Consider the following 25,161-nt stretch of genomic DNA (forward strand, 5'->3'; position numbering starts at 1 on the left):
AGCTGCTAGCGCTTATCTATAAAGCGCTAGCAGCTATCAATTAGTGAGCAATAGCTTGAGCGTGATTTTGTACGCCGTCCCCGCTTGTGTCAGCCCCGACGGGGCTTGCGCGCCTTGCTCTTGCTGGATTTTCCCGCAACCGCCTTCTTGACAGATGCTTTCAGAGACTGGATCGGTGAACGCGCGGCCCGCTCACGCGAAAGGCCCGCTTGCTCCGTGGCAGATGGGGTTGGCCCCTTGTCGGACTTGCGTCCACCGGACCGGCCACCCGCCTTGCGGGCGCCACCAGCGCCTTCTGTGCCCAGGCCCTTGTCTTTCAACGCGCGGCCCAGCAACTCTTCGCCCTCGCGCACCAGGCGGAAGTCGATCTTGCGTCCGTCCAAGTCCACACGGCTGACCTGCACCCGGACCCGCGCGCCGATGGCGTAGCGGATGCCTGTGCGCTCACCACGCAGCTCCTGGCGCGCCTCGTCGAACTTGAAGTACTCGCCGCCCAGTTCGGTGATGTGTACCAGGCCTTCGACATACATCGCGTCCAGCGTGACGAAGATGCCGAAGCTCGTTGCTGCGCTGACCACGCCGCTGTATTCCTCGCCCAGGTGTTCGCGCATGTACTTGCACTTGAGCCAGGCTTCCACATCGCGGCTGGCCTCGTCGGCACGGCGTTCGTTGGCACTGCAGTGCAGGCCTGCGGCCTCCCAGGCCTGGGTGTCGCGGCTTGGCGGTGCTACATCCTTGCGGGGCTTGGTGCCGGGCGCCGCCACGCGGGCCGCCAACCGCTTGGCCAGCTTGGCATGGGCTTCGCCGGGTGTGGGCAAGGACGGCAGCGCGTACTTCGTCTTGCTCAGAATGGCCTTGATGACCCGGTGCACCAGCAGGTCGGGGTAGCGCCGGATCGGGCTGGTGAAATGCGTGTAGGCATCGAACGCCAGGCCAAAGTGCCCACTGTTGACGGGCGTGTAGATGGCCTGCTGCATGGAGCGCAGCAGCATGGTGTGGATCTGCTGTGCGTCGGGCCGGTCCTTGGTTGCCGTGGCGATGGCCTGGAAGTCACCGGGTTTCGGGTCGTCGCCGATCGTCATGCCCACAGCCATGGCCTTGAGGTAGTTGCGCAGGATCTCCTGCTTCTCGGGCGTGGGGCCTTCGTGCACCCGGAACAGGCCGGGCTGTCCGCCCTGGGCGATAAAGTCAGCGCTGCACACGTTGGCGGCCAGCATGGCCTCCTCGATGAGCTTGTGCGCATCGTTACGGGTGCGCGGCACGATCTTCTCGATGCGGCCGTTTTCGTCGCAGACGATCTGTGTTTCGGTGGTCTCGAAGTCCACCGCGCCGCGCGCCTGGCGCGCGATGAGCAGCGCGCGGTACACGTCATGCAGGTTGAGCAAGTCCTTCACGCGGTCCTTGCGCTTGCTGGCCTCGGGGCCGCGCGTGTTGGCCAGGATGGCCGCCACTTCGGTGTACGTGAAGCGCGCATGGCTGAACATCACGGCCGGGTAGAACTGGTAGGCATGCACCTCGCCCTTGGCGGTGACCAGCATGTCGCAGACCATGCACAGGCGCTCTACCTCGGGGTTCAGAGAGCAGAGCCCATTGCTGAGCTTCTCGGGCAGCATGGGGATCACGCGGCGCGGGAAGTACACGCTGGTGGCGCGGTCGTAGGCATCGATGTCGATGGCGCTGCCCGTTTCTACATAGTGGCTCACGTCGGCAATCGCCACCAGCAGACGCCAGCCCTTGCTGCGGCCAACCTTGGCGGGCTCGCAGTACACGGCATCGTCGAAGTCGCGCGCATCTTCGCCGTCGATGGTGACCAGGGGCACGTCGGTCAGGTCCACGCGACGCTTCTTGTCCTGCGCGCGCACCTTGTCGGGGAGCTCTTTGGCCTGTGCGAGGCACTCGGCAGAGAACTCGTGTGGCACACCGTACTTGCGCACGGCGATTTCGATCTCCATGCCGGGGTCATCGACCTCGCCAAGCACTTCGGTGATGCGTCCCACAGGCTGGCCGAACAGGGCTGGAGGTTCTGTCAGCTCAACCACCACGACCTGCCCGGGCTTCGCGGCACCGGTGGCGCCCTTGGGGATCAGTACATCCTGACCGTAGCGTTTGTCTTCGGGGGCCACCAGCCACACGCCGCTTTCCTGCAGCAGTCGGCCAATGATGGGCTGGGGCGGACGCTCAATGATTTCAACGACGCGCCCTTCGGGGCGGCCACGGCGGTCCTGGCGGACGATGCGCACGCGCACACGGTCCTTGTGCAAGACTGCGCGCATTTCGTTCGGGGGGATATAGATGTCGCCTTCGCCATCGTCACGGATGACAAAACCGTGTCCATCACGGTGCCCTTGCACGCTGCCTTCAATCTCGTCCGACAAATGCGTGGACTGCGTGCCGGGGGTGGTTTTTTTGATATACAATCTTAGACTTTCCTGAAATGCCCAGGTGGCGGAATTGGTAGACGCACTAGTTTCAGGTACTAGCGAGTAACATCGTGGAGGTTCGAGTCCTCTCCTGGGCACCAAGTTTAACGAGAACCAGCGATGGTTTTCAAAATATCGAAGCCGCTGTACACACAGCGGCTTTTTTATTTGCCGATACGTTTTGCACCTTCTGTTGCGGCCAAAGAATTTTGAACCGACGGTACATTTTTTTGAAAACTCTCCAGAAGCCTGAGTTTCTTGTCCTATAATTCGAGGCTGATCTGAAAGCCCAGGTGGCGGAATTGGTAGACGCACTAGTTTCAGGTACTAGCGAGTAACATCGTGGAGGTTCGAGTCCTCTCCTGGGCACCAAACACATTAAAAGCCGTTGCAGTTGCAACGGCTTTTTTGTTTTCTGGCCGCCAAAGAAAAACGAGACCACCAGCGATCTCGTCTTGCGTGTTGCGGTAAGCGCTGTGGGCACACACACACCGCAGTGCACATGCCCACCCGTCACATCACGTCACTTGCGCAGCAGTGTTTTCAGCACGTTCTGCAAACGGCGTGCGCTGCCTGCATCGCTGGAGCTGGCCAGCACGCGCGCCACATCCTGCCCCCAGGTCTGTGCAGGCGCAGGATCATTGCGGCGCGTCAGCAGCTGCAACTGCAGCATGCGACGGGCAGCGATGTGCTCCGCCGGAGTGGGTGCCTCAGCCGCCATCTCCAGGCGCAGCAGCGCTTCTGCCGCATCACCCTTGGGGGCAGCCGTCAGCGCTTGCGTCCATGCGCTGCGCACCGATGCCGTCACACCCGAACCCAGATCTTGCGTGCCGGGCACCAGCGCTGCATCGCGCTTCTCCCAGGCCGTCAACAACTGGGTCAGCGCCTCGCCGTGGGCCTGAGCCGCCAGCTTCTTCAAGGCCAGCTGGGCATGCTCCATGGCTTCGCGCTGGGCGCGGAACGCGGTGTCACCCAGGCGGGGGCCGCGGTCCTCGAACGCAGGGCGCTCGCCAAAACGGCCGCCACGGTCAGCACGGTCGCCCATGCGGCCATCGCCACGCGGGCCACGGGCGCCATCGCGATCACCCGGACGACCATCGCGGCGGTCGCCTGGACGCGCACCACGGCCAGGGGCCGCAGGCGCATCCTTCTTCATGCCTGGGCGGTCGTCACCGCGCACTGCCACCACAGGCCGGGCAGCAGGCTTAGATGCTGCGGGCGCTGGAGTGGCAACCTCGGCAACTTCACCACCATCGGGGGTTTCGGCAGATTCACCGGCGCCACCCTCGGTAGCAACCGGGAGAGCGCCTGCCTGCGCCTCTGAATGCGCCTGAGCATCCTTTTGCGCCGTGGCCACAGCTTCTGCCGCCTGGGCCTGACCGCGCAGTGCAGCTTCCAGCGCCTGCATGGCCGCGCGAATCTGCTGCGCATCACCGCTGGCATTGGCAGCCTCCAGGGCCTTGGAAGCCTCCAGCACCACGCGATCGCGTGCGCTCAATTCGGTCACCGCGCGCTCGCGGTCTGCCGACTTGCGGTTGAAGGCTTCATCGATGGGTTTGCGAAACGCATCCCACAGCTTCTGCTCGTGCTTGCGGTCCAAGGGCACGGTTTGCGCCTCAGCCTGCCAGCGCTGCTGCAGCGCCTTGACAGCATCGATGCGCAAAGTGGGCGCCGCACCAAGGGCCATGGCCTCATCAATCATTGCATGGCGGCGGGCCAGGCTTTCCTTCTGTGCAGCTTCCAGAGGAGCAGCTGCCATGGAAATCGCCTGCTTCCAAAGGGGTTGCAGTTCCGCAAACAGCTTCTCGCCCACATGGCCGCCTTCGCGCCAGCGATCACCAAACTGGTGGAGGGCACGGTTGATGGCTTTCCAGTCGCCAGAGTTGGCATGTTCCTGCGCCCACGCCTTGACCTCTTCGATCAGCGCCAGGCGCTGGGCCTTGTGCTCAGCGGCTTCGGTGCGGATCTTGTCAAGCCACGCCTCCACCACCTTGTGCGCAGCGTTGCAGGCTTCGTCGAATTTCTTCCACAGGCTGTGGTTGGGAGCCCCGCCCTGGTCTGCCTGTTTCCACTGCTCGCGCAGGTTGCGCAGGGTTTCCTGCATCTTGCGGCCGCCCAGGGCCTGGCCCTCAGGGCGGTTGAGCAAGGCCTCAGCCTTGGCCACCAGGTCTTCGCGCACCTGGTCTGCGCTCCAGCGTTGCCAGCCTTCCAGCTCACCAGCCGCCACCAGAGCCGTATGCACCTGCTGCTCCAGGGCGCTATCGATGTGTTTGCCATGCACCTTGAGCACGGCGCGCAGCGCGGCTGCAGCCCCGGCACTGGCCTTCCCATGACCCTCGGCAGTTTCCTTTTCGAGGACCGCCAAGGCCTCCCGCACACTATGCGCAGCCTTTTCAATCACTTCCGGCGCGACTTTGGGCTTGGCAACACGCGCAGGCTTGGCGGCCGCAGCGGCAGCAGCAGCCTCCGTGGGCAGGCCGCGCGCGGTACGCAGCTCATCCGCCCAGACGGGCACTGGCGGCAGCGGTGCATTGACATCTTCGGCGGCCGCCACAGCCTGGGCCAAAGCGGGCTGGAATGCCTCCCACACCACCAGCAGCTGGGTGCGCGACGCATCGAGCAAGGGGGGGAAACGTGCCTCCACACTGGCCCAGCTGGCATCGCCAGTCAATTCCTGCGCCTGTTCTTGCCAGCGGGCCACATCGGCACGCAACAGCTCCAGCGCCGCCTGAGCGTCACGCCAGGACTTGGTGGAAAGCACTTCGATGCGCTGGGCCAGCAGCACAGCCGCCTCACGCTGCACCTGAACGCGGTGCTGCAGATCCTCGATCACCTTCACGCGATCCGCGACCTGTACCTTGAGCACAGACAAGGGCTCGCGGGACAGCGGTGCGCCCGCCTTGGCGGCATCACGCTGCCATGCCAGGGCATCGGCAATGTTGAGCTTAGGGGCTGCAAGCAGCACCTGCGCTTTTTCAGCCCACTCGGCGGCAATGACCTCCTGGCCCTTGGCGCGGCGGATTTCATCGAGGCGCTCACGCACCGCGCGCGCGGCGCCCTTGTCACGCCCGCTCAACTCTTTGAAAACCTCCTGCAACTGCTCGTGGTCTGGCTGGGTAGCCAGCCAGTCACGAATGCGGGAGGCGCGCTCGCCTGAGGTAGCGGCAGAAAAAGCGCCACCGGTCAGCGCATCAAGCGGATGCGGCTCATGGGTTTTGGCCGGGGCCGGATTCACTTCAGGTGCGTCGGACATTTTGCTGCGGGAAAAAAATGGAAACATGGATCCAATGGATAACAAAGGCGGCCCCGGGCGCACTGCCTGAAGGCCTGCCCCGGCAACTGCGCTGCACGCGCGCCAGGGCAACAAAGCGGCTATTTTCACCGGGTTTGGCAAACAGGCCGCAGCATGGCGGTGTGCCAAGCCCTGAGGGGTGATCTGGCACAAGGCTTTGCCAGACGGGCTGACATGCTGCGGCCCTGCAAGGGTGCCGCCGCTCTAGGGAACAGCCCCCATTATCTATATATAAGGGCCAAGAGCCCAAAAGCACGCCACGCCACAAACAAGAAAGCCCGGCAGACAGGGCCTCAAGGCCTGCCTGCCGGGCTTGACGGCTGACACAACGGTCTTTGCCATCGGTCGCGATGCGGAGATGAAGGTCCACATGGCGAGGAGGCAAGGTATTGCCTCCAGGGGTTTGCCGTAGAAGCCGCATCTGCTGCACCAGGACACTGAATGCCCTCGGAGGGAGACTTGGCTTCGTCTGGCGATGCCTGAAATCTACAGGCAACGCAACCTTACCAAAGGCGCCGCCGCAACTCAAACTGGATTCTCAATGGCGAAAAGACCGGCGATTGAATTTGACATACGCACGTAACAACAGCTCGCAAAGTCCCGAGCGCCAGGTCGGCGCACACCCCCTAAAACCTGTGATTTTTTACATACTTTTCATAACTTAATGATCTTAAAAATCAAAATGTTAGTATTGACTAAGCATTTAGTGAACTTCTAGAATCCGCCAGCCCCAAAACGGGCTAGTAAAAACCCCAACCTCGCTGCCGAACCCGGCTAAGTCAAAGCAGGCCCCAAGCACACCAAAGACGTGCGGCCTCACTTGATGGCGTACCAATCCAGGCGATCCGCCGAGACGAGACAGTCCCCGACGACTGCCCGGCTCACTGTGGCGCCTCAGAAAGGAAGAGCTATGACAGCGTCAGGAAAAATAGTCTCCGGCGTGCGGACCTTCGTGGCCGACGTGACCGAAGGTTTTCTTGAAATCACCCACAACAGCTTTGCCCTCATCGGTCTGGCTGTCGCCTTCGTCGTGATCACCCTCACGGCCCGCCCGGACTTGCGCCAGGCTGGTGAAGCACAGTTGATGAACTGGCTGCAGGCCCGCCAAGTGGAAGTGCTTGGCATGCCCATCGAGCCAGAAGCCAGTGAGCGCGCCACGGCGGGCAACCCCAAGGACCTGCCCAAAGAGCAGGCTGCCGTCGCCTTCTGGCTCAGCAAGAAGTACCGTGTCGCCCCTGAGCCGCTGAGCGTGCTGGTGGCCGAGGCCTATGAAATTGGCGCAAAGTCCAAGATCGACCCGACGCTGATCCTTGCCATCATGGCCATCGAGTCGAGCTTCAACCCATTTGCACAAAGCGCCGTTGGCGCCCAGGGGCTGATGCAGGTGATGACCAATGTGCACACCGACAAGTACCAGAACTTTGGCGGGCACTTTGCTGCCTTTGACCCCGTGAGCAATCTGCGTGTGGGCGTGAAGGTTCTGCAGGAGTGCATTGCGCGCGCCGGTTCGGTGGAGGGCGGGCTGCGCTTTTATGTCGGCGCAGGCAATCTTGCCGACGATGGCGGCTATGCGGCCAAGGTGATGGCCGAGCATTTCCGGCTGCGCCAGGTCGCCGGTGGCCGGGCCATGCCCACCACGCCACCACCCAACCTCTCTACCCAGGCTCCCGCACAGGTCATCCCGGTGGCCGCACCGCCCGCAACGCCTGCCGCCAGCGGTGACAAAGTGGCCCTGCTCTCCGGGCTCTGACAAGGTTCGCGAGCCCCTGGGGGTAGAAACATCCCTCGGACACACCGCCTCCCATTTCCCTGGCACCTTTGCGCGCGTCACGTCAGCTACACTAGCGAGGTACGCGACTGGCGATAGGCGCGGCATCCCACACAGGGTGCTGCCGCTGACGTGGAAACCGACAAGGGCCTGCCTCTTGTGAACCACTGGGAAGCGTGCCGCACGGGGTTTATCCCCTCTGCGTTCAGCCGTTCGCCTGGGCAGCCCTTGTTTCAAGGGACACAAGTTCATAGGACTGCCAATCATGTACGACCGCAATATTCTTGTCGAACAAACCGACCCCGAACTGTTTGCCGCCATCCAGGCTGAAAACGCCCGGCAAGAGCACCACATCGAGCTGATCGCCAGCGAGAACTATGCCTCCCCCGCCGTGATGTGGGCGCAGGGCACGCAGCTGACCAACAAATACGCCGAAGGCTACCCCGGCAAGCGCTACTACGGTGGCTGCGAGCATGTGGACGTGGCCGAGCAACTGGCCATCGACCGCGTCAAGCAGATCTTCGGCGCAGAAGCCGCCAACGTGCAGCCCCACTGCGGCGCCTCTGCCAACGAGGCCGTGTTCCTGGCCTTCCTCAAGCCCGGCGACACCATCATGGGCATGAGCCTGGCCGAAGGCGGCCACCTGACACATGGCATGCCGCTGAACATGTCGGGCAAGTGGTTCAACGTGGTCTCCTACGGCCTGGACGCCAACGAAGCCATCGACTATGAAGCGATGGAAAAGAAGGCCCACGAGACCAAGCCCAAGCTGATCATCGCCGGTGCATCGGCCTACAGCCTGCACATCGACTTTGCGCGCTTTGCCAAGGTGGCCAAGGACGTGGGTGCGATCTTCATGGTGGACATGGCCCACTACGCTGGCTTGATCGCAGCTGGTGTGTACCCCAACCCCGTGCCCCACGCCGACGTGGTCACCTCCACCACGCACAAGAGCCTGCGCGGCCCCCGTGGCGGCATCATCCTGATGAAGGCCCAGCACGAAAAGGCTATCAACAGCGCCATCTTCCCCGGCCTGCAAGGCGGCCCGCTGATGCACGTGATCGCCGCCAAGGCCGTGGCCTTCAAGGAAGCTCTGCAACCCGAGTTCAAGGCCTACCAGGAGCAAGTAGCGAAGAACGCCAAGGTGGTGGCAGAGACGCTGACCGCACGCGGCCTGCGCATCGTGAGCGGCGGCACGCAAAGCCACGTGATGCTGGTGGACCTGCGCGCCAAGGGCATCACCGGCAAGGAAGCCGAGGCCGTGCTGGGCGCCGCCCACATGACCATCAACAAGAACGCGATCCCCAACGACCCTGAAAAGCCGATGGTGACCAGCGGCGTGCGCATTGGCACCCCTGCCATGACCACGCGCGGCTTCAAGGAAGAAGAGGCCCGCATCACGGCCAATCTGATCGCCGACGTGCTGGACAACCCGCACGACGAAGCCAACATCGCTGCGGTGCGCGCCAAGGTCAATGCCCTGACCGCCCGCTTCCCCGTCTACGGCTAAATCCACAGCCGAAAACCATGAAGTGCCCCTTCTGCAGCCACCTCGAGACGCAAGTCGTTGAAACGCGGGTGTCTGAGGATGGGGTCTTCATCCGCCGCCGCCGCCAGTGCGGCGCGTGCGACAAGCGCTTTACCACCTACGAGCGGCCGGAAGTAAACTTCCCGGCCATCGTCAAGAAGGACGGGCGCCGCATTGAATACGACCGGGGCAAGCTGCTCGCCTCGTTCAACCTGGCTTTGCGCAAGCGCCCCGTGAGCACCGACCAGATCGACAGCGCCATCGAGCGCATCGAGGAAAAGCTGCTCAACCTGGGCCAGCGCGAGGTGATCTCCAGCCGCATTGGTGAGCTGGTGATGCGCGAGCTCAAGAAGCTCGACAAGGTGGCATACATCCGCTTTGCCAGCGTGTACCGCAGCTTTGAAGACATCGACGACTTCCGCGCCATGGTCGACGAAGTGCGCAAGTAAAAGCCTTCGTATTGCTGTCTGCACCGGTGCCGGCTACAGGGCCGGACGATCTCAGGCGATTTTGGCCTCCAGCGGTTATCACACAAGCGCTAACAGCTATAAATAGAGTAGCACCCACATCCACGGGCGACGCATGTGGACCTGTGCGGGCGGGCGCTGTCGCGCGTGCTACACCGCAAAATGCTCCAAAATTAATAGCTGCCCGCGCTTTCTGGACAAACGCTAGGTGCCAATTTGGCTTGAAAATTGGCTTGGTGCGAGCCAGCGCGCGACTCGCCTGTACTCCACAATGCGCCCGGTGAAAACCCGCCACTTCCTGCAGCTGGTGCTGCTGTCCGCCCTGTGGGGCGCCTCCTTTCTTTTCATCCGCATTGCCAGCCCCGTGCTCGGGCCCAACGTGATGGCCGCGCTGCGCATTGGGCTGGCCACGCTGACGCTGATGGGCATCATGCGGGTCGCCAACGAACCCTGGCCGTGGCGCCATCGGCGCGAGCTGTTCGGGCTGGGCACGCTCACCGTCGCACTGCCTTTTCTGCTGTATGCCTGGGCGGCCTTGCACCTGCCCGCCGGCTACAGCTCACTGCTCAACACCATGGCCGTGCCCTTTGGTGTGATTGCCGCCGCGTGGATGAAGGAGGACACACTGTGCACGCGCAAGTGGCTGGGTTGCGTCTGCGGCTTTGCGGGGGTGGCGCTGATCGTGCAGCTGGGGCCCGTGGAGCCCACGCCTGCCTTGCTGATGGCCGCCGCGGCCTGCGTTGCAGCGTCTGCCTGCTATGGCATCTCTACGACGTGGATGAAGCGCGCCACGACGCGAATGTCCCCGCTGTCGATCGCCGCAGGCATCCACGCCGCCGCACTGGTGTTGCTGCTGCCGGGCGCTGCGTGGAGCTTGCCCGAGGCCCGTTTCACACCGGGGGCACTGGCTGCGGTGGCCGTGATGGGCATCGTGACCTCGGGCCTGGCCTACTGGCTCAACCTGCGGGTGCTCAAACATGTCTCGCCCGTGGCAGCGATGAGTTCGGCCTTCATGATCCCGCTGTTCGGTGTGGCCTGGGGCCATGTCTTTCTGGGCGAGGCCTTGGGCCCCGGGATGGTGTGGGGCGGAGCGTTGGTGCTGGTGGCCACCGGGCTGGTGACAGGATTCAACCCGCTGCGCTGGCTGGCGGCAATGCGCCCGGGGCGCAGCTAAGAACCAGCAAGCGCCTCAGCGGGCCCCGCGCGTGATGCGGTCAGTGGCGGGCACCGGCACCGGGCTGTGGGCGCGGAAGTAAGCCTCCAGCGCATCCAGGTCCAGCCCGCCCACCAGGCGGTCGCGGCCTTCGGCCAGCACGGTGAAGTTGTCCCCGCCGCTGTCCAGGTAGCTGCTCATCACCACGCGCACCTGCGCATCGTCGCGCAGCGGGGTACCGTTCAGCACCATGTGGCTAATACGCGCACCCACTGGCTGGGTGAGGTCATAGCGGTACGAAAACCCTGCTGACACCAATAGCACCCGGGGCCGCTGCATGGTGTTGCTGCCGCTGGCGAACTGCTGCTCCAGCGCCGCCTTGATCTGCGCGCCCGTGAAGGTCTTGACGACCAACTGGTTGCCGAAGGGCTGCACCGCGTAGAGCTGGCCATAGCGCACCAGCCCTTGTTCATCGGGCACCAGATCAGCGCGCAGGCCACCCGGGTTCATGAACGACAGCTGCGCCCCACCCTGCTCCGGAGCACGCGTGGCGTGGAGCTGGGCATCGGCCACCAGATTGCCCAGCGCGCTTTCGAGCGACGGGGCCGGTGTGCGCCGCAGGGCGCCAGCGGCCTGCCCCACGGGGCGCTGGGCCAGCGGCACGGCAGCGGCACGGTAAGTGTCGATGACCTTCTGCACCTGCGGATCCGCCGCAAAGGACGGCACGGCCGAGGTCAGGGGCACGTGCCCCTGGCTGCCCGTGAACGCCTCGCCCTGCACGATGACATTGCGCGCGGCTTTGTGCACCACGCGGCGGGTGCGCGTGTCCACCCGCAACTGGATGTCCGTGAGCAGCGTGCCGTACTGGCCCGCGCTGGTCAGCAGAAAGGGCTTGGCCGGGTTCACGCGGCCGTAGTCGCAAACATAGGCCTGGTGCGTGTGGCCCGAGACCACCACATCCACGGCCGGGTCCAGCCGCTCCAGGATGGGCACGATGTCGCCCGAAAGGCCCGCGCAGCTGGTCTCCTGCACGCCGGCCGTGGTGCCGCCGCCCTCGTGGATGACCACAGCGATCACATCGGCGCCCTGGGCCCGCAGCAGCGGAATCAGCGCGTTGGCCGTGGCCGCTTCGTCCTCAAAGCGCAGGCCCGCCACACCCGAAGGGCTGACCATGGTGGGCGTGGCCTGCAGCGTGAGGCCGATCACGCCCAGGGTGACGGTAACCCCACCCTCGGTAAATCGCTTGATGCCGGTGGCAGGCAGCAGCGTGCGCCCATCCTCGGTGCGCACGGTGTTGGCGGCCAAGAAGCCGAACCGCGCCCCGGCAAACGGCTGGCTGATCTGGCAGGGCTGGCGCGCGGTGAACTTCTCGCAGCCGCCGTGCTGCAGGCGCAGCAGTTCGCGCCAGCCCCGGTCGAACTCATGGTTGCCCACGGCATTGAAGTCGATCTGCATGGCGTTGACCGCCTCGATGGTGGGCTCATCCAGGAACAGTGACGACAGCAGGGGCGATGCACCCACCATGTCCCCCGCCGAAACCACGGCGTGGTGCGGCCCCCGGGCCTTGAGCGCCGCCATGGCGCTGGCAAAATAAGCCATGCCCCCGGCAGGCACCGAGACCGGCCCCGCCGCAGTCTGGACGGTATGCGCCATGCGCGGCGGCTCCAGGTTGCCGTGCAGGTCGTTGAAGCCAATGAGCGTGATGTCGATGTGCTGAGGTGTTCGCCCATCGCCAGTTGGCAAAGCCGTGCCGCAGCCCGCCAGCAGCGCCCCCAGTGTGGCCACCATCGCGCGTGCGACCTTGCGGCGACCTCGCTGCGATCCCATGAAACCCTGTGCCAACAAGCTGCGCATGGACTACCTCATTCAATCCAAGAAAAAAGGGCGCGCATCGCTGCACGCCCTCTGCGTCACCAGCACCGAAAGCCCGTGCTCCACCCGCAGCGCAGCGCGCCCGTTACAGGAACGATGCCTGGATGGGCGGCACCGGGGGCACCACGTCGCCACACTGCGCGCGATGGCGCAGGGCGTGGTCCATGACGACCAGTGCCAGCAGTGCCTCGGCAATCGGTGCGGCGCGGATGCCCACGCAGGGGTCATGACGGCCCTTGGTGATGACCTCGGTGCTGTTGCCATGCACATCGATCGATTCACGCGGGCTGATGATGGAACTGGTGGGTTTGATCGCAATGCTCACCTCCAGGTCCTGCCCGGTGCTGATGCCGCCCAGCACACCACCGGCGTTGTTGGTGCGAAAGCCCTGGGGCGTCATCGAATCACCGTGCATGGTGCCCCGATGGGCCACGCTGGCAAACCCAGCGCCGATTTCCACGCCCTTGACAGCATTGAGGCCCATCATGGCGTGGGCAATGTCGGCATCAAGCTTGTCGTACAGCGGCTCACCCAGGCCCACCGGCACGCCGGTGGCCTGCACGCGGATGCGGGCACCGCACGAATCACCGGCCTTGCGCAGGGCATCCATGTAGTCCTCGTACTGCTGCACGTCGGCCACGGGGGCGAAGAAGGGGTTGCTGCGCACATGCTCCCAGCTCTCGAACGGGATGACCAGCTCGCCCAGCTGCGTCATGCAGGCGCGAAACTGCGCACCGTACTGCTGGGCCAGCCACTTCTTGGCCACCGCGCCCGCAGCCACCGTGGGGGCCGTCAGCCGGGCCGATGACCTGCCACCGCCACGCGGGTCGCGGATGCCGTACTTGTGCCAGTAGGTGTAGTCGGCATGGCCGGGGCGAAAGCTCTCGGCGATGTTGCTGTAATCCTTGCTGCGCTGGTCGGTGTTGCGGATCAGCAGGGCGATGGGCGTGCCTGTGGTCTTGCCCTCGTACACGCCGGAGAGGATTTCCACCGCATCGGGCTCGTTGCGCTGCGTGACGTGGCGGCTGGTGCCAGGGCGGCGCCGGTCCAGGTCGGCCTGGATGTCGGCCTCGGACAGCGGCATGCCGGGCGGACAACCGTCGATCACGCAGCCAATGGCCGGGCCGTGGGATTCACCAAAATTGGTGACTGCGAATAGGGTTCCGAAGGTGTTGCCGCTCATGGGGCGGGATTATCCCAGAGCGGCGTGCGCCGCCGTCGCTGGGCCCCACCACAGAGCACGCCCCACCCAAGAATGACAGGCACAACATGGGGTTCAGATGAATACTTGCCACAAACGCGCTTGGCAGTGTGGCGCGCACTTGCTAGCATCCATGGACGATCTTTGGGACATCCATGCCCGTTTCAGCCCCGCACACTTCCGGCACTCCTCCCCACCACGGCATCCTGCCGCCAGCCCCTTTGGCCGATGCCCCGTTGCGCAGGGCACTGGATGCCAGCGACAACGCCATCGTGATGAGCAACAGCACCCGGCACGTGGTGTATGTGAATGAAGGATTCACCCGCCTGTTTGGGTTCAGCCCTGCGGAGGTGCTGGGCAAATACCTCAGCGACGTGCTGCTGGGCCCACACTCCGACCCCGGGCTGCTGAGTGAAATCCGTGATGGCATCGACCAGCAAGGGGGCTTTCATATAGAGACGCTGCTGTACAGCAAGGCTGGCCAGCCACGCTGGGTGTCGATGATGATCAATGCCTCGAACGAGGCCTCCGGCGGACCGGGGGGCAGCATCACGGTGCTGACCGACATCACACTCACCAAGATGCACGAGGTGCTGCAAAAGCGCGTGCTGGAGGGCATGGTCAACGAATTGCCGCTCGCCGACCTGATGGCTCTGGTGTGCCGCGAAGTCGAACGCATCGCCCCCGAAGTCACGGCCTCCATCCTTGCCGTGGACGAGCTAGGCCTGCTGCACCCGCTGTCAGCGCCCGGGCTGCCCCCCGCCATCTGCCAGGCGCTGGACGGGGTTCCCATCGGCCCTTGTGTCGGTTCGTGTGGCACTGCGGCCTTCCGGCGGGCGCCTGTTGTGGTCACCGACATCACCACCGACCCCTTGTGGGCCGACTACCACACCCTGTTTGAGCCCAGCGGCATGCGAGCCTGCTGGTCCAGCCCGATCTGTGACCACGCAGGCAAGGTGATTGGCACCTTTGCCTTTTATTTTCGGGAGCCGCGCGCGCCCGACGCGCTGCACCATCGGCTGGTGGAAGTGTGCCTGCACTTGTGTGCGCTGGCCATTGAACGCAACGCCACACGCCAGCGCATTCACCAGCTCGCCTTTTTTGATGAACTCACGGGCCTACCCAACCGCGCCATGTTCCGCAGCAGTGCGGAGCGTGCGCTGGCCAGCCTGCGGCAGGAAGAACACCCTGGTGCGGTGCTTTTCATCGACCTGGACCGCTTCAAGCAGGTCAACGACACCCTGGGCCATGCCGCAGGCGACGCGCTGTTGTGCGAAGTGGCCAAGCGACTCACGCAGTGCCTGCGCGCGCGCGATCTGATCGGCCGGCTGGCGGGTGATGAATTCGTGCTGCTGTTGTCCGAGTGCAGCACTGGGCAAGTCGTGCAGATGGCCCAGAGCATCCTGCAAGAGATGGCCCGCCCCATGGACCTCCACGGGCAAGCCCATGTCTGCCACGCCAGCATTGGCATTGCGATGTTTCCGGACGATGGCGATGCGATCGACACGCTGCTGCGCCACGCTGACCAAGCCATGGTCCAGGCCAAAAGCGACCACAGGCACAGCCTGCAATTGTTCAGCGCCGAAATGAACCGGCGCGCACAGGAGCGTGCCGCCCTGGAACGCGCCTTGCGCCAGGCGCTGGCCGACCGCAGCCTGAGCCTGCACTACCAACCCCAGGTGCTCAGCAGTGCGCCTGGCACCCTGCACGGTGTGGAAGCCCTGGCGCGCTGGCAACATCCCGAATGGGGCATGGTGCCCCCCAGCCGGTTCATCCCAGTGGCCGAAGAGGCCGGCCTCATTCACGAACTGACCTTGTGGCTGCTGGACGAAGCCTGTGCGCAGCTGTCGGCCTGGCGTGCAGCTGGCCACAGCGTGCCCTGCGTGGCCGTGAACCTGTCAGGACGCAGTTTTCACCAGGCAGAGTTTGCGCAGCAGGTCTGCGACGCGCTGGAGCGCCACGGCCTGCGCACCAACGATGTGCTGCTGGAGATCACCGAAAGCGTGATGATGGATGCACGGCCGGTAACGCTGGCCAACATCGAGGCGCTGCACCACAAGGGCTTTAAGCTGTCGCTCGATGACTTTGGCACTGGCTACTCCAGCCTGAGCTACCTGCACCGCCTGCCCATCAGCGAACTCAAGCTGGACATGGCGTTTGTGCAAGACCTCACCACCAGCCCCACCGCACGCGCGCTCACGGTATCGGTGCTCAGCATTGCCCACAGCCTGGGCATGGTGGTGGTGGCCGAAGGGGTGGAAACTACCGGCCAGCAGCAATGGCTACAGGCCCACGGTTGCCCTGTGATGCAGGGCTATCTGTTCGGCAGGCCCATGCCACCAGATGAACTGGAAGCCTGGCTTTGCGCGCCTGCGCGGGGCCTGAGCTGAGAACAGCGCTCGGTGTCGCAGACGTCGCAGCGTTCAGCCGCTGCGGGACTCGTCTTCCGGCCAGTCGCGGATGTAGGCCTTGAGCATCTTGTTCTCGAAGTTCTGGCTGTCCACGACGGCCTTGGCCACGTCGTAAAAGCTGATCACGCCCATCAGCATGCGGCGGTCCATCACGGGCATGTAGCGCGCATGGCGGTCCAGCATCATGCGGCGCACTTCGTCCATGTCGGTTTCGAGCGTGCAGGTCAGGGGCGCGTCGTCCATGGCCGAGCGCACCAGCATCGTGCCCACGCTGCCCCCGTTTTTGACCAAGGCCTGGATCACCTCGCGAAAGGTAAGCATGCCCACCAGGTCGCCATGCTCCATCACCACGAGCGAGCCAATGTCGCGCTCGGCCATCAGGCTCACGGCACTCGCCAGCGGCTCGTCCGGCGATGCGGTGTAGAGGGTGTTGCCTTTGACGCGAAGGATGTCGCTGACTTTCATGGTGCAGAGTCTCCGGGGGATCGGGAAGAGTATGTGTGGACCCACAGGCACCAGCACATCCGCTGGGGTTGCCCAGGTGCTGCAGGCCGTTTGTCGGCAAATATAGCCCACAATGCCCGCCTGCATTGACAACATGGGAGACACAAGATGCCCGGTTACTCCGACCCCGGCTTTGACACGCTGGCGCTGCACGCAGGCGCGAGCCCCGACCCCGCCACTGGCGCGCGCGCCACGCCCATCCACCTGACCACGTCGTTCGTCTTCGAGTCGAGCGACCACGCGGCTTCGCTGTTCAACCTGGAGCGCGGCGGCCATGTGTACAGCCGCATCAGCAACCCCACCAACGCGGTGCTGGAACAGCGCGTGGCAGCACTGGAAGGCGGCGTCGGCGCGATTGCCACCGCCAGCGGCCAGGCCGCGCTGCACCTGGCGATTGCCACACTCATGGGCGCGGGCAGCCACATCGTGGCCAGCACGGCGCTGTATGGCGGCTCGCAGAACCTGCTGCACTACACGCTCTCGCGCTTTGGCATTGAGACCACCTTCGTCAAACCCGGCGACATTGACGGCTGGCGCGCCGCTGTGCGCCCCACCACCAAGCTGTTCTTTGGCGAAACCGTGGGCAACCCAGGCCTGGATGTGCTGGACATCCCCACCGTATCCTCCATCGCGCACGAGGCCGGCGTGCCGCTGCTGGTGGACTCCACGCTCACCTCGCCCTGGCTCATCAAGCCCTTCGAGCATGGCGCCGACCTGGTCTACCACTCGGCCACCAAGTTCCTCTCAGGCCATGGCACCGTGGTGGGTGGCATCGTGGTCGACGGCGGCAGCTTCGACTGGGACGGCCCAAAATCCGCCGGCAAGTTTGCCGAGCTGACCCAGCCCTACGACGGCTTTCACAACATGGTGTTCACCGAGGAGAGCACCGTGGGCGCCTTTCTGCTGCGCGCGCGCCGCGAGGGCTTGCGCGACTTTGGCGCCTGCATGAGCCCGCACACGGCCTGGCTCATCCTGCAAGGCATTGAAACCCTGCCGCTGCGCATGGCGCAGCACATGCGCAACACCGAGAAGGTGGTCGAATTTCTGGCCACACAGCCCTTTGTGTCGCGCGTGGGCCACCCCATGCTGGAGTCGCACGGGAGCCACGCCCTCGCGCAAAAGCTGCTGCCGCGTGGCGCGGGCTCGGTGTTCAGCTTTGACCTCAAGGGCAACCGCGAGCAGGGCAAGAAGTTCATCGAAACCCTCAAGGTCTTCAGCCACCTGGCCAATGTGGGCGACTGCCGCAGCTTGGTGATCCACCCGGCCAGCACCACGCATTTCCGCATGAGCGACGAAGCGCTGGCGGGCGCAGGCATCAGCCAGGGCACGATCCGCCTGTCCATCGGCCTCGAAGATGCCGACGACCTCATTGACGACCTGAAACGCGCGCTCAAAGCCGCAGAAAAGGCGGGGGCCTGACCATGCACATCCAAGTCAACGGCGCCGCCATCTACTGCTACACCGGCGGCAAGGCATTTGATGCCGCCAAACCGACCGTGGTGTTCATCCATGGAGTGCTCAACGACCACAGCGTGTGGGCCCTGCAAAGCCGCTACATGGCCAACCACGGCTGGAACGTGCTGGCCATCGACCTGCCCGGCCACTGCCGCAGCAGTGGCGAGGCGCCCGCCACGGTGGAGCAAGGCGCGGACTTCATCGGTGCGCTGCTCGATGCCGCCGGTGTGCAGCGCGCAGCGCTGGTGGGCCACAGCTGGGGTTCACTCATTGCCATGGAGGCGGCCGCGCGCCTGAAGGACCGCATCAGCCACCTGGTGCTGGTGGGCACGGCCTTCCCGATGAAGGTCTCGCCCGCGCTCATCGAAGCGTCACAGACCGACCCCGAGAAGGCGATGCGCATGGTCAATGTGTTCTCACGCAGCACCTTGTCTGCGCCCCCGTCGGCCCTGGGCCCTGGCACCTGGGTGTTTGGCGCAGGCATGGCGCTGGGGCGCAAGGTGCTGCGCAGCAATACGGCGGTCAACGTGTTCCACCGGGGGTTTGTGGCCTGCGATAGCTACACCGGCGGCGAAGCCGCCATGGCGCAGCTGACATGCCCGGTGCTGTTTGCGCTAGGCAGCCAGGACCAGATGACACCGCCCAGAGCCGCGCAGGGCCTGGTGAATGCGGCACGCGCAGCAGGCAAATCCGTGTCGATGGCCAACCTGCCGGTGGGCCACAACCAGATGACCGAGGCGCCGGAAGAAACGCTGTTCGCGCTGCGCGACTTTCTGGCCCGCTGAGCAGCGCTCCACACGCGTCCCGGCCTGCAGTCAGGCCGGGACGCGCCGCCATGCGGGCCACTGCCACTGCGTGAAAGCACGCAGCAGCCATTCCACCGGACCATAGGCATGCGTGGCCATCCAGCGGTGGCTCCACGCCAGCTGGGTGGCGTACAGCACCAGCACGCCCAGCACCACCCACCCCGGCGACACCTGGCCCACCAGCGCCAGGCCGTAGGCCGTAAAGACCAGCGCCCCCACCAGCGACTGCAGCAGGTAGTTCGTCAGTGCCATGCGCCCCGCTGGTTGCAGCGCAGCGCCCAGCCGGCGGCCGGCTGGGCCGCGCTGCAGCAACCACAGCAGCAGCGCGACATAGCCGAAAGTGAGAAACGGCGCGGTGGCCAAATCCACTGCCAGTGCAGCCAGACCCACATGTTCGGGCGAGTGAACACTGCCGCCTCCCTGCGTAGAGGCATAGAACAACGCGCCCGCCACACCGACCGGCAGGCAGCAAACCATCCAGCGGCGCAGTCGCGCGGGGTGCTGCGCCACAGTGGCCAGATAGCCGGTGCGGTGCGCCGCCAGCCCCAACAGGAACATGGCCAGCGCACACGGGCCCTGCACGAACACCAGCACAAACCATACGCCCTCGGCCATGTCCCGCCCGCGCTGCGCAATGGCCTCCAGGGCACTGGCGCGATACGCTTGCGCGGCTTGCTGCGCCTTGGCGTGCAGCTCTGCCAGGGGCAAGTCCATCGGCGGCACCTGCGCCATCAGCCAAGCCAACAGGCCCCAGCCAGCGGCGGTGGCCCCCAGCAGCACCAGTGCCAGCACCACTGCCGTGCCCGGACGCACGTCCCGCCATGCGAGCAGCAGCACACCCAGCAGCGCATAGGTAACCAGGATGTCACCCGCAAACAGCAGCCACGCATGCGCCACCCCCAGCAATGCGAGCCCCAGCAAGCGCCGCAGAAAACGCGGAACAAAAGCGCTGCCGGTGCGCCGGGCGGCATCCATCTGCAGTGCAAAACTGTAGCCAAACAGCATCGAGAACAGCAGATAGAACTTGGTCTCGAAGAAGAAGCTCACCAGCCAGCGCACGGCGTGGTCCACCGGCCGCGAGAAGGCTGGGTCAGACACTCCCACGCCAAAGTAGGTGGAGGCAAAGCTGCCCGCATTGACCATGAGGATGCCCAGCAGCGCAAAGCCGCGCAGCGCGTCGATGGCGTGTTCGCGCCCCCCGGCGGGGGCAGCGACAGACGGGGTGGTTGAGGATTCCGTGGAAGTCATCCTGGCGATGGTGACAGAACCTGTTCAACGACAGCCCATGGCATCTCATGTCCACAGCGGCACTGCATTTTTAAGGGCTTGGGCGTATAAAGCGTTTGGCATCAGGTAGCCCCACCCCCAAGGAGACAACGATGGACATCAGTGCCCCCCACACCACGACCACCGACCCGCGCACCTTCAAGCGTTTCGCCGACTTCTACCCCTTTTACCTCGGCGAACACAGCAACCGCACTTGCCGCCGCCTGCATTTTGTGGGCTCCACGCTCACCCTGGTCTGCCTGGCCATGCTGGTGGTCACGGGCAAACCGCAGTACCTGCTGTATGGCCTGCTGTGCGGCTACGGCTTTGCCTGGGTGGGTCACTTCGGCTTTGAGAAGAACAAACCCGCCAGCTTCAAGCGGCCGCTCTACAGCTTCATGGGCGACTGGGTGATGTACAAGGACATCTGGACGGGGAAGGTGCCGTTCTGAAGCGGTGATTCGCGACAGCTGTCACGGCGATAAATCAAGTAAAAACAGGCCCTAGCGCTTATCCAGCAAGCGCAAGCAGCTATATTTTCGATAGCTTACATGGGCACGGCCCGCTGCGCGCCCAGGCCGGAGTCAGCGCCTGCGCCCACCTGCAGCACATCCTCCAGCAGCAACCCGTCCAGCCGGGCCTGTGACCACAGCGGCTGCAGGCTCTCGGCGCGCTCCAGCAGCAGGCGCTGCACCAGCGGCGCCAGGGGTGTCGCGCCCGGGTTGGCCAGCAGCACATAGCGCGGCTCGGGCACGTCCGCAGCGTCCACCGCCGCATCGTTGACCTGGCCCACCCAGTCCAGCGCGGTCAGCGCCTCCAGCACCGGGGCCAGCTGCAGCACGTCCACCCGCAGCAACTGGGCGAGCTGGCCGGGGCGCAGGCCTTTGAGGGGCTGGTGGCGCACGCGGTGCAGTTGCTGCAGCACCTCCACTGCCAGTTGAAACGTCCAGCCCGCCACGGTGCCGCGCCGCGCCACACCTGCCAGCAAGCTGGGCAGGTAGGCCGTAACCACCGCGCCCAGCAGCACGATGACCCAGGCCACATAGATCCACACCAGCAAAATGGGCAGCGTGGCGAATGCACCGTACACCACCGAATACGTTGGCACCTTGCCGAGGTACAGCGCCAGCACCTTCTTGGCCAGCTCGATGCACACGGCCACGAACAGCCCTCCCGTCCAGGCGTGCCGCCACTTCACCGGCGTGTTGGGTACATAGTGGTACAACGACGCCATGCCGCCCGCCAGCACCACAAACTGGATCGAATCGAACAGCAGCTGCACACCATCGGGCAGGCGCTTGACCAGCCCGCCCGAGGCCGACATCACGTACGACGTGAGCGCCAGGCTCGCCCCCATGAGCAGCGGGCCGAGTGTGATGGCGGCCCAGTAGATCAGCACCCGCTGGCCCAGCGGCCGCAGCCGCTGCACGCGCCAGATGTCGTTAAGGGTGCGGTCGATGGTGAGGATCAGCGCCAGCGCCGTGGCCAACAAAATGCTGAAACCTGCCACCCCCAGGCTGCTGGCCTTGGCCGCAAACTGCGTGAGGTAGCCCAGCACCTGGCGCGAGATGCTGTCGGGCACCAGGCTGTTCACCAGCCAGCCCTGCAGCGCATCCTGCAGCTTGCCGAAGATGGGGAAGGCCGTGAACACTGCCAGTGCCACGGTGAAGAAGGGCACCAGCGCCAGGATGGTGGTGAAGGTCAGGCTGCTGGCCGTGAGCCCCAGATGGTCCTCACGAAATCGCTCACGCAGCGTCTGGGCCGTGGTTTTCCAGGGGAAGTGCGACAGCTCGGTCACCAGCGCCTCCGCGCGCTGGGCCACTGCCTGTAAGGACAAGGACATGGCCGATATGATGCCACCCCAATGACCGCATCACCTTCCGCCCCGCCCGCCCTCCCCGTTCCCGCAGACAGCGCTGTGGAATCCACGCGCTGGCTGGCCACTTGCAGCCTGCTGGCGCTGATTGTTCTGTGCCTGGCCTGGGAGCTGGTGCTGGCCCCGTTGCGCCCTGGTGGCTCATGGCTCGCACTCAAGGCGCTTCCGCTGTGCATCCCGCTGGCGGGCATTCTCAAGAACCGCATGTACACCTACCGCTGGGTCAGCCTGGTGATCTGGCTGTATTTCACCGAAGGCGTGGTGCGCGGCTGGAGCGACAAGCCCCCGTCGCAGTGGCTGGCCTGGGCCGAGGTGGCCCTGTGCCTCGTGTTGTTCACCGCCTGCACGCTGCATGTGCGGCTGCGCCAGCGCAATGCCAAGGCGGCTGCAGCCGCCTCTGCTGCATCCTGATGCCAACCTCCTCTTTTCATCGCCTTGAAGAAGAAACTCCTTGACCATGACCACTCTGCTTGACACCCTGCGCGCCATCGTCGGCCCCGCCTATGTGATCACCGAAGGCGACCTCTCTGCCTGGGAGCAGGACTGGCGCCGTCGCGTGCGCGGCAAGGCCCTGGCCGTGGTGCGTCCCGCCAGCACGCAGGAAGTGGCGGCCGTGGTCAAGGCCTGCGCAGCAGCAGGCACCGCCATCGTGCCCCAGGGCGGCAACACTGGCCTGGCCGTGGGCTCCACGCCCGATGACTCGGGCACGCAGATCGTGCTGAGCCTCACCCGCATGAACGCGGTGCGCAGCGTGGACACCGACAACCTCACCATGACGGTGGAAGCTGGCTGCATCCTGCAGAACCTGCAGGATGTGGCGCAGAACGCGGGCGTGCTGTTCCCCCTGAGCCTCGCGGCCGAGGGCAGCTGCACCATTGGCGGCAATCTGGGCACCAACGCAGGCGGCACACAGGTGGTGCGCTACGGCAACGCGCGCGACCTGTGCCTGGGGCTTGAGGTGGTCACCGCCCAGGGAGAGGTGTGGGACGGCCTCAAGGGCCTGCGCAAGGACAACACGGGCTACGACCTGCGCGACCTGTTCATCGGCAGCGAAGGCACGCTGGGCATCATCACCGCTGCGACGTTGAAGCTCTATCCCCAGCCCGCCGCCAACCTCACGGCCTGGGCCGCCGTGCCGTCGATGGAACACGCCGTGGCCTTGCTGGGCCTGGCGCACAAGCAGCTGGGGGCGGGCCTTACGGGCTTTGAGGTGATGGGCCAGTTTGCGCTGAGCCTGGTGGGCAAGCACATGCCGCAGCTGCGCGTGCCCTTTCTGGGCGACGACAACGCGCCCTGGTGCGTGCTGCTCGAAAACTCCGACAGCGAATCCGAAGAACACGCGCGTGCACGGTTTGAGTCGCTGCTGGAGACCGCGTTTGAAATGGGCTGCGTGACCGACGCCGTGGTGGCAGAGAACCTCACGCAGGCCCACCAGCTCTGGCACATCCGCGAGAGCATTCCGCTCGCGCAGGCCGAGGAAGGCCTGAACATCAAGCACGACATCTCGGTGCAGATCTCGCGCATCCCCGCCTTTGTGGCCCACACCGACGCGGTGCTGCAGCGCGAGATCCCCGGCGTGCGCCTGGTCAACTTCGGCCACCTGGGCGACGGCAACCTGCACTACAACGTGCAGGCGCCCGCCGAGGGCGACCCCAAGGCCTTTCTGCGCGAGCACGAAGCCCATGTGAACCACCTCGTCTATGAGGCCGTGGCCGAGTTCGGCGGCTCATTCTCGGCCGAGCACGGCATTGGCGAACTCAAGGCCGACAAGTTGGAGAAGTACCAGTCGCCTGTGGCCATGGGCATGATGCGCGCCATCAAGCAGGCGCTGGACCCGCAGGGAATCATGAACCCGGGGCGGGTACTGAAGGTCTAACGCCGCACGGTCTGCGCAAACATAGGATCAGCGCGAGACGTGCAAGCCGCACACGGCCAGCAGCTCGTGCATCTGGGGCAGCAGCCCCCTGCCAAATGCGTCGGCCTCGTACGTTGCATAGCGCTCCAGGGCGCGTTGCTCAAAGTCAGGGGCGTTGACTGCAGCCGCCACCAGCAGATCGGGGTGGTAGTTCAGCAAGCGGTAGTCGCTGCGTTGGCGCAGGCCCACGAAGGGGCATTCCTCATCCGGCACGCGGTTGGCCCATCTGTCCAGATCCTCCAGGCTGTGCAACTGGTCCAGCCAGTCCAGCACGGCCCTGTCGTACAGCGCCGCCAGCTCATCCCGGCGCGTGGCAGCACTGTCAGCGGTGCCCATGGGCAACTCGTAGATCACCCCTCCCGCCTGTTTTTGGAACAGTGCCGGTGGCTCCAGATAAGTAAAGGGCAGCCTGTGCATCTGCGCGAAGTGCTGCAAGGACACCTTGAAGGCCGGCCCGCCATCGCTGTTAAGAGCGGGCTGCAGGTGGGAGGGCAATGCAAGGCGTATCCACACGCCGTGGTGCAAGGTGTCCCGCACCATGTCCGAGTACACCAGCGCCTCGCCCACAGGCAGCTTTTTCTTGAACCAGAATTCGCCCCGCAGCTTGCGCCAGCCCCGTTGGGTGAACAGGGGCTCCAGCGATTGCAGCACCCAGCGGCCGCGCGCCGAAGGCGAAGTATTCAGCTCAGGGAGCACAGGCACATCCGCCACGGCTGCAACAGATCCCATGGGGCACATCACCTGCCCCGAAGGGGTGTGCACCTCGCCGCTCTGCGGATCAAAAATCACCCACCCCAGCTGGCGGGCCACGCGCTCGATCACCGGCAGCACCACCTCCAGTTCGGCCACGGCGGGACTCAGGCTTTGCACCAGCGCAAACGGGTCCGGCTCCGGGGGTTCAGTCCAATAGTCCTCGGGCTCGCCATCCTGCGGCAGCCCGGCTGCGATGGCCTCCAGCAACTGTCCCGCCGCAGCATCGGGGCTGAAGCTCAGTTGCTGGCGCAGGTCGTGCAGCGTGGCTCGCGCATCCTCGCTGGAAACAGGGACCGGATGGCGCCAAAGGTGTAGGACATAGCTCATGGGCGGGCAGTGGAAGGTTGGAGACGGGATGCCAACGAGCGCACATCGTAGCCACGCCCACGGCACCGCAGCCCAGGCCGTCGCGAGAACCCCACAGGGCCTTGCGTTCGCTGCTGTTGGGTGCCCGTCACGACCCCGGAGCCGTGC

Annotated in this window: 18 protein-coding genes, 2 tRNA genes and 1 riboswitch; of the genes, 12 read left to right on the forward strand and 8 right to left on the reverse strand. The window is 64.9% G+C overall.

Translation table 11 applies throughout. The features are described from left to right. Positions 1 to 89: 89 nt before the first annotated feature. Positions 90 to 2,417, reverse strand: a complete 2,328-nt coding sequence (gene rnr, locus AC2YJX_RS04575) for a ribonuclease R (protein ID WP_055394778.1) — start codon at positions 2,415 to 2,417, stop codon at positions 90 to 92. Positions 2,418 to 2,436: 19 nt separating this feature from the next. Here rnr and AC2YJX_RS04580 point away from each other — a divergent pair. Then, a tRNA-Leu gene (locus AC2YJX_RS04580) sits at positions 2,437 to 2,521 on the forward strand. 186 nt (positions 2,522 to 2,707) lie between these two features. Continuing rightward, a tRNA-Leu gene (locus AC2YJX_RS04585) sits at positions 2,708 to 2,792 on the forward strand. Between the two features lie 151 nt (positions 2,793 to 2,943). Here AC2YJX_RS04585 and AC2YJX_RS04590 read toward each other — a convergent pair. Next, positions 2,944 to 5,700, reverse strand: coding sequence for a DUF349 domain-containing protein (locus AC2YJX_RS04590; protein ID WP_218300327.1), 2,757 nt, complete (start codon positions 5,698 to 5,700; stop codon positions 2,944 to 2,946). Positions 5,701 to 6,622: 922 nt separating this feature from the next. Between AC2YJX_RS04590 and AC2YJX_RS04595 the strand changes: the two genes are divergently transcribed. From AC2YJX_RS04595 to AC2YJX_RS04610, 4 genes are all read left to right on the forward strand, one after another. Beyond that, complete coding sequence (locus tag AC2YJX_RS04595) at positions 6,623 to 7,462, forward strand: lytic transglycosylase domain-containing protein (RefSeq protein WP_055394774.1); 840 nt, start codon at positions 6,623 to 6,625, stop codon at positions 7,460 to 7,462. 93 nt (positions 7,463 to 7,555) lie between these two features. Further along, positions 7,556 to 7,710, forward strand: a riboswitch (ZMP/ZTP riboswitch). Between the two features lie 35 nt (positions 7,711 to 7,745). Next, positions 7,746 to 8,990 (forward strand): serine hydroxymethyltransferase, encoded by a 1,245-nt coding sequence (gene glyA, locus AC2YJX_RS04600; protein WP_487255376.1) that lies wholly within the window; start codon positions 7,746 to 7,748, stop codon positions 8,988 to 8,990. 17 nt (positions 8,991 to 9,007) lie between these two features. Continuing rightward, positions 9,008 to 9,457, forward strand: coding sequence for a transcriptional regulator NrdR (gene nrdR / locus AC2YJX_RS04605; RefSeq protein ID WP_055394770.1), 450 nt, complete (start codon positions 9,008 to 9,010; stop codon positions 9,455 to 9,457). Positions 9,458 to 9,746: 289 nt separating this feature from the next. Beyond that, positions 9,747 to 10,649: a DMT family transporter gene (locus AC2YJX_RS04610; protein WP_487255377.1), complete on the forward strand. Its 903-nt coding sequence runs from the start codon at positions 9,747 to 9,749 to the stop codon at positions 10,647 to 10,649. Positions 10,650 to 10,664: 15 nt separating this feature from the next. On the opposite strand, the gene AC2YJX_RS04615 is transcribed toward AC2YJX_RS04610, so the two are convergent. Both AC2YJX_RS04615 and aroC read right to left on the reverse strand, forming a co-directional pair. Further along, the gene (locus AC2YJX_RS04615; protein ID WP_487255424.1) at positions 10,665 to 12,455 is read right to left on the reverse strand and encodes a bifunctional metallophosphatase/5'-nucleotidase; all 1,791 of its coding nucleotides are present in this window, start codon (positions 12,453 to 12,455) and stop codon (positions 10,665 to 10,667) included. A 130-nt stretch (positions 12,456 to 12,585) separates the two neighbouring features. Beyond that, a complete protein-coding gene (aroC, locus tag AC2YJX_RS04620) occupies positions 12,586 to 13,683 on the reverse strand; it encodes a chorismate synthase (protein WP_218300329.1) in 1,098 nt (365 codons plus the stop codon). A gap of 173 nt (positions 13,684 to 13,856) precedes the next feature. On the opposite strand from aroC, the gene AC2YJX_RS04625 reads away from it, so the two are divergent. Further along, complete coding sequence (locus AC2YJX_RS04625; protein ID WP_487255378.1) at positions 13,857 to 16,091, forward strand: sensor domain-containing protein; 2,235 nt, start codon at positions 13,857 to 13,859, stop codon at positions 16,089 to 16,091. 33 nt (positions 16,092 to 16,124) lie between these two features. On the opposite strand, the gene AC2YJX_RS04630 is transcribed toward AC2YJX_RS04625, so the two are convergent. After that, positions 16,125 to 16,577, reverse strand: a complete 453-nt coding sequence (locus tag AC2YJX_RS04630) for a CBS domain-containing protein (protein ID WP_487255379.1) — start codon at positions 16,575 to 16,577, stop codon at positions 16,125 to 16,127. A gap of 147 nt (positions 16,578 to 16,724) precedes the next feature. Here AC2YJX_RS04630 and AC2YJX_RS04635 point away from each other — a divergent pair, with 147 nt between their 5' ends. Then, positions 16,725 to 18,035 (forward strand): O-acetylhomoserine aminocarboxypropyltransferase, encoded by a 1,311-nt coding sequence (locus AC2YJX_RS04635; protein WP_121420562.1) that lies wholly within the window; start codon positions 16,725 to 16,727, stop codon positions 18,033 to 18,035. A 2-nt stretch (positions 18,036 to 18,037) separates the two neighbouring features. Next, complete coding sequence (locus tag AC2YJX_RS04640) at positions 18,038 to 18,856, forward strand: alpha/beta fold hydrolase (protein WP_055394759.1); 819 nt, start codon at positions 18,038 to 18,040, stop codon at positions 18,854 to 18,856. Between the two features lie 30 nt (positions 18,857 to 18,886). Here the strand turns inward: AC2YJX_RS04640 and AC2YJX_RS04645 are convergent, their stop codons facing one another. Further along, on the reverse strand, positions 18,887 to 20,125 hold the full coding sequence (locus AC2YJX_RS04645) for a DUF418 domain-containing protein (RefSeq protein ID WP_487255380.1): 1,239 nt from the start codon (positions 20,123 to 20,125) through the stop codon (positions 18,887 to 18,889). Between the two features lie 131 nt (positions 20,126 to 20,256). Between AC2YJX_RS04645 and AC2YJX_RS04650 the strand changes: the two genes are divergently transcribed. After that, entirely contained in the window at positions 20,257 to 20,595 is a 339-nt protein-coding gene (locus AC2YJX_RS04650; protein ID WP_055394757.1) for an Mpo1-like protein, read from the forward strand. Positions 20,596 to 20,690: 95 nt separating this feature from the next. On the opposite strand, the gene AC2YJX_RS04655 is transcribed toward AC2YJX_RS04650, so the two are convergent. Then, positions 20,691 to 21,986, reverse strand: a complete 1,296-nt coding sequence (locus AC2YJX_RS04655; RefSeq protein ID WP_487255381.1) for a YihY family inner membrane protein — start codon at positions 21,984 to 21,986, stop codon at positions 20,691 to 20,693. A gap of 21 nt (positions 21,987 to 22,007) precedes the next feature. Between AC2YJX_RS04655 and AC2YJX_RS04660 the strand changes: the two genes are divergently transcribed. Both AC2YJX_RS04660 and AC2YJX_RS04665 read left to right on the forward strand, forming a co-directional pair. Beyond that, positions 22,008 to 22,430 carry a DUF2069 domain-containing protein gene (locus tag AC2YJX_RS04660; protein WP_121505946.1) on the forward strand — a complete coding sequence of 141 codons (423 nt, stop codon included), beginning with the start codon at positions 22,008 to 22,010 and terminating at the stop codon, positions 22,428 to 22,430. Positions 22,431 to 22,476: 46 nt separating this feature from the next. Next, positions 22,477 to 23,895: an FAD-binding oxidoreductase gene (locus AC2YJX_RS04665; RefSeq protein WP_487255382.1), complete on the forward strand. Its 1,419-nt coding sequence runs from the start codon at positions 22,477 to 22,479 to the stop codon at positions 23,893 to 23,895. 27 nt (positions 23,896 to 23,922) lie between these two features. On the opposite strand, the gene AC2YJX_RS04670 is transcribed toward AC2YJX_RS04665, so the two are convergent. After that, positions 23,923 to 25,014, reverse strand: a complete 1,092-nt coding sequence (locus AC2YJX_RS04670; RefSeq protein WP_487255383.1) for a hypothetical protein — start codon at positions 25,012 to 25,014, stop codon at positions 23,923 to 23,925. Positions 25,015 to 25,161 lie beyond the last annotated feature (147 nt).

This window comes from Acidovorax sp. SRI_002, assembly GCF_057586455.1.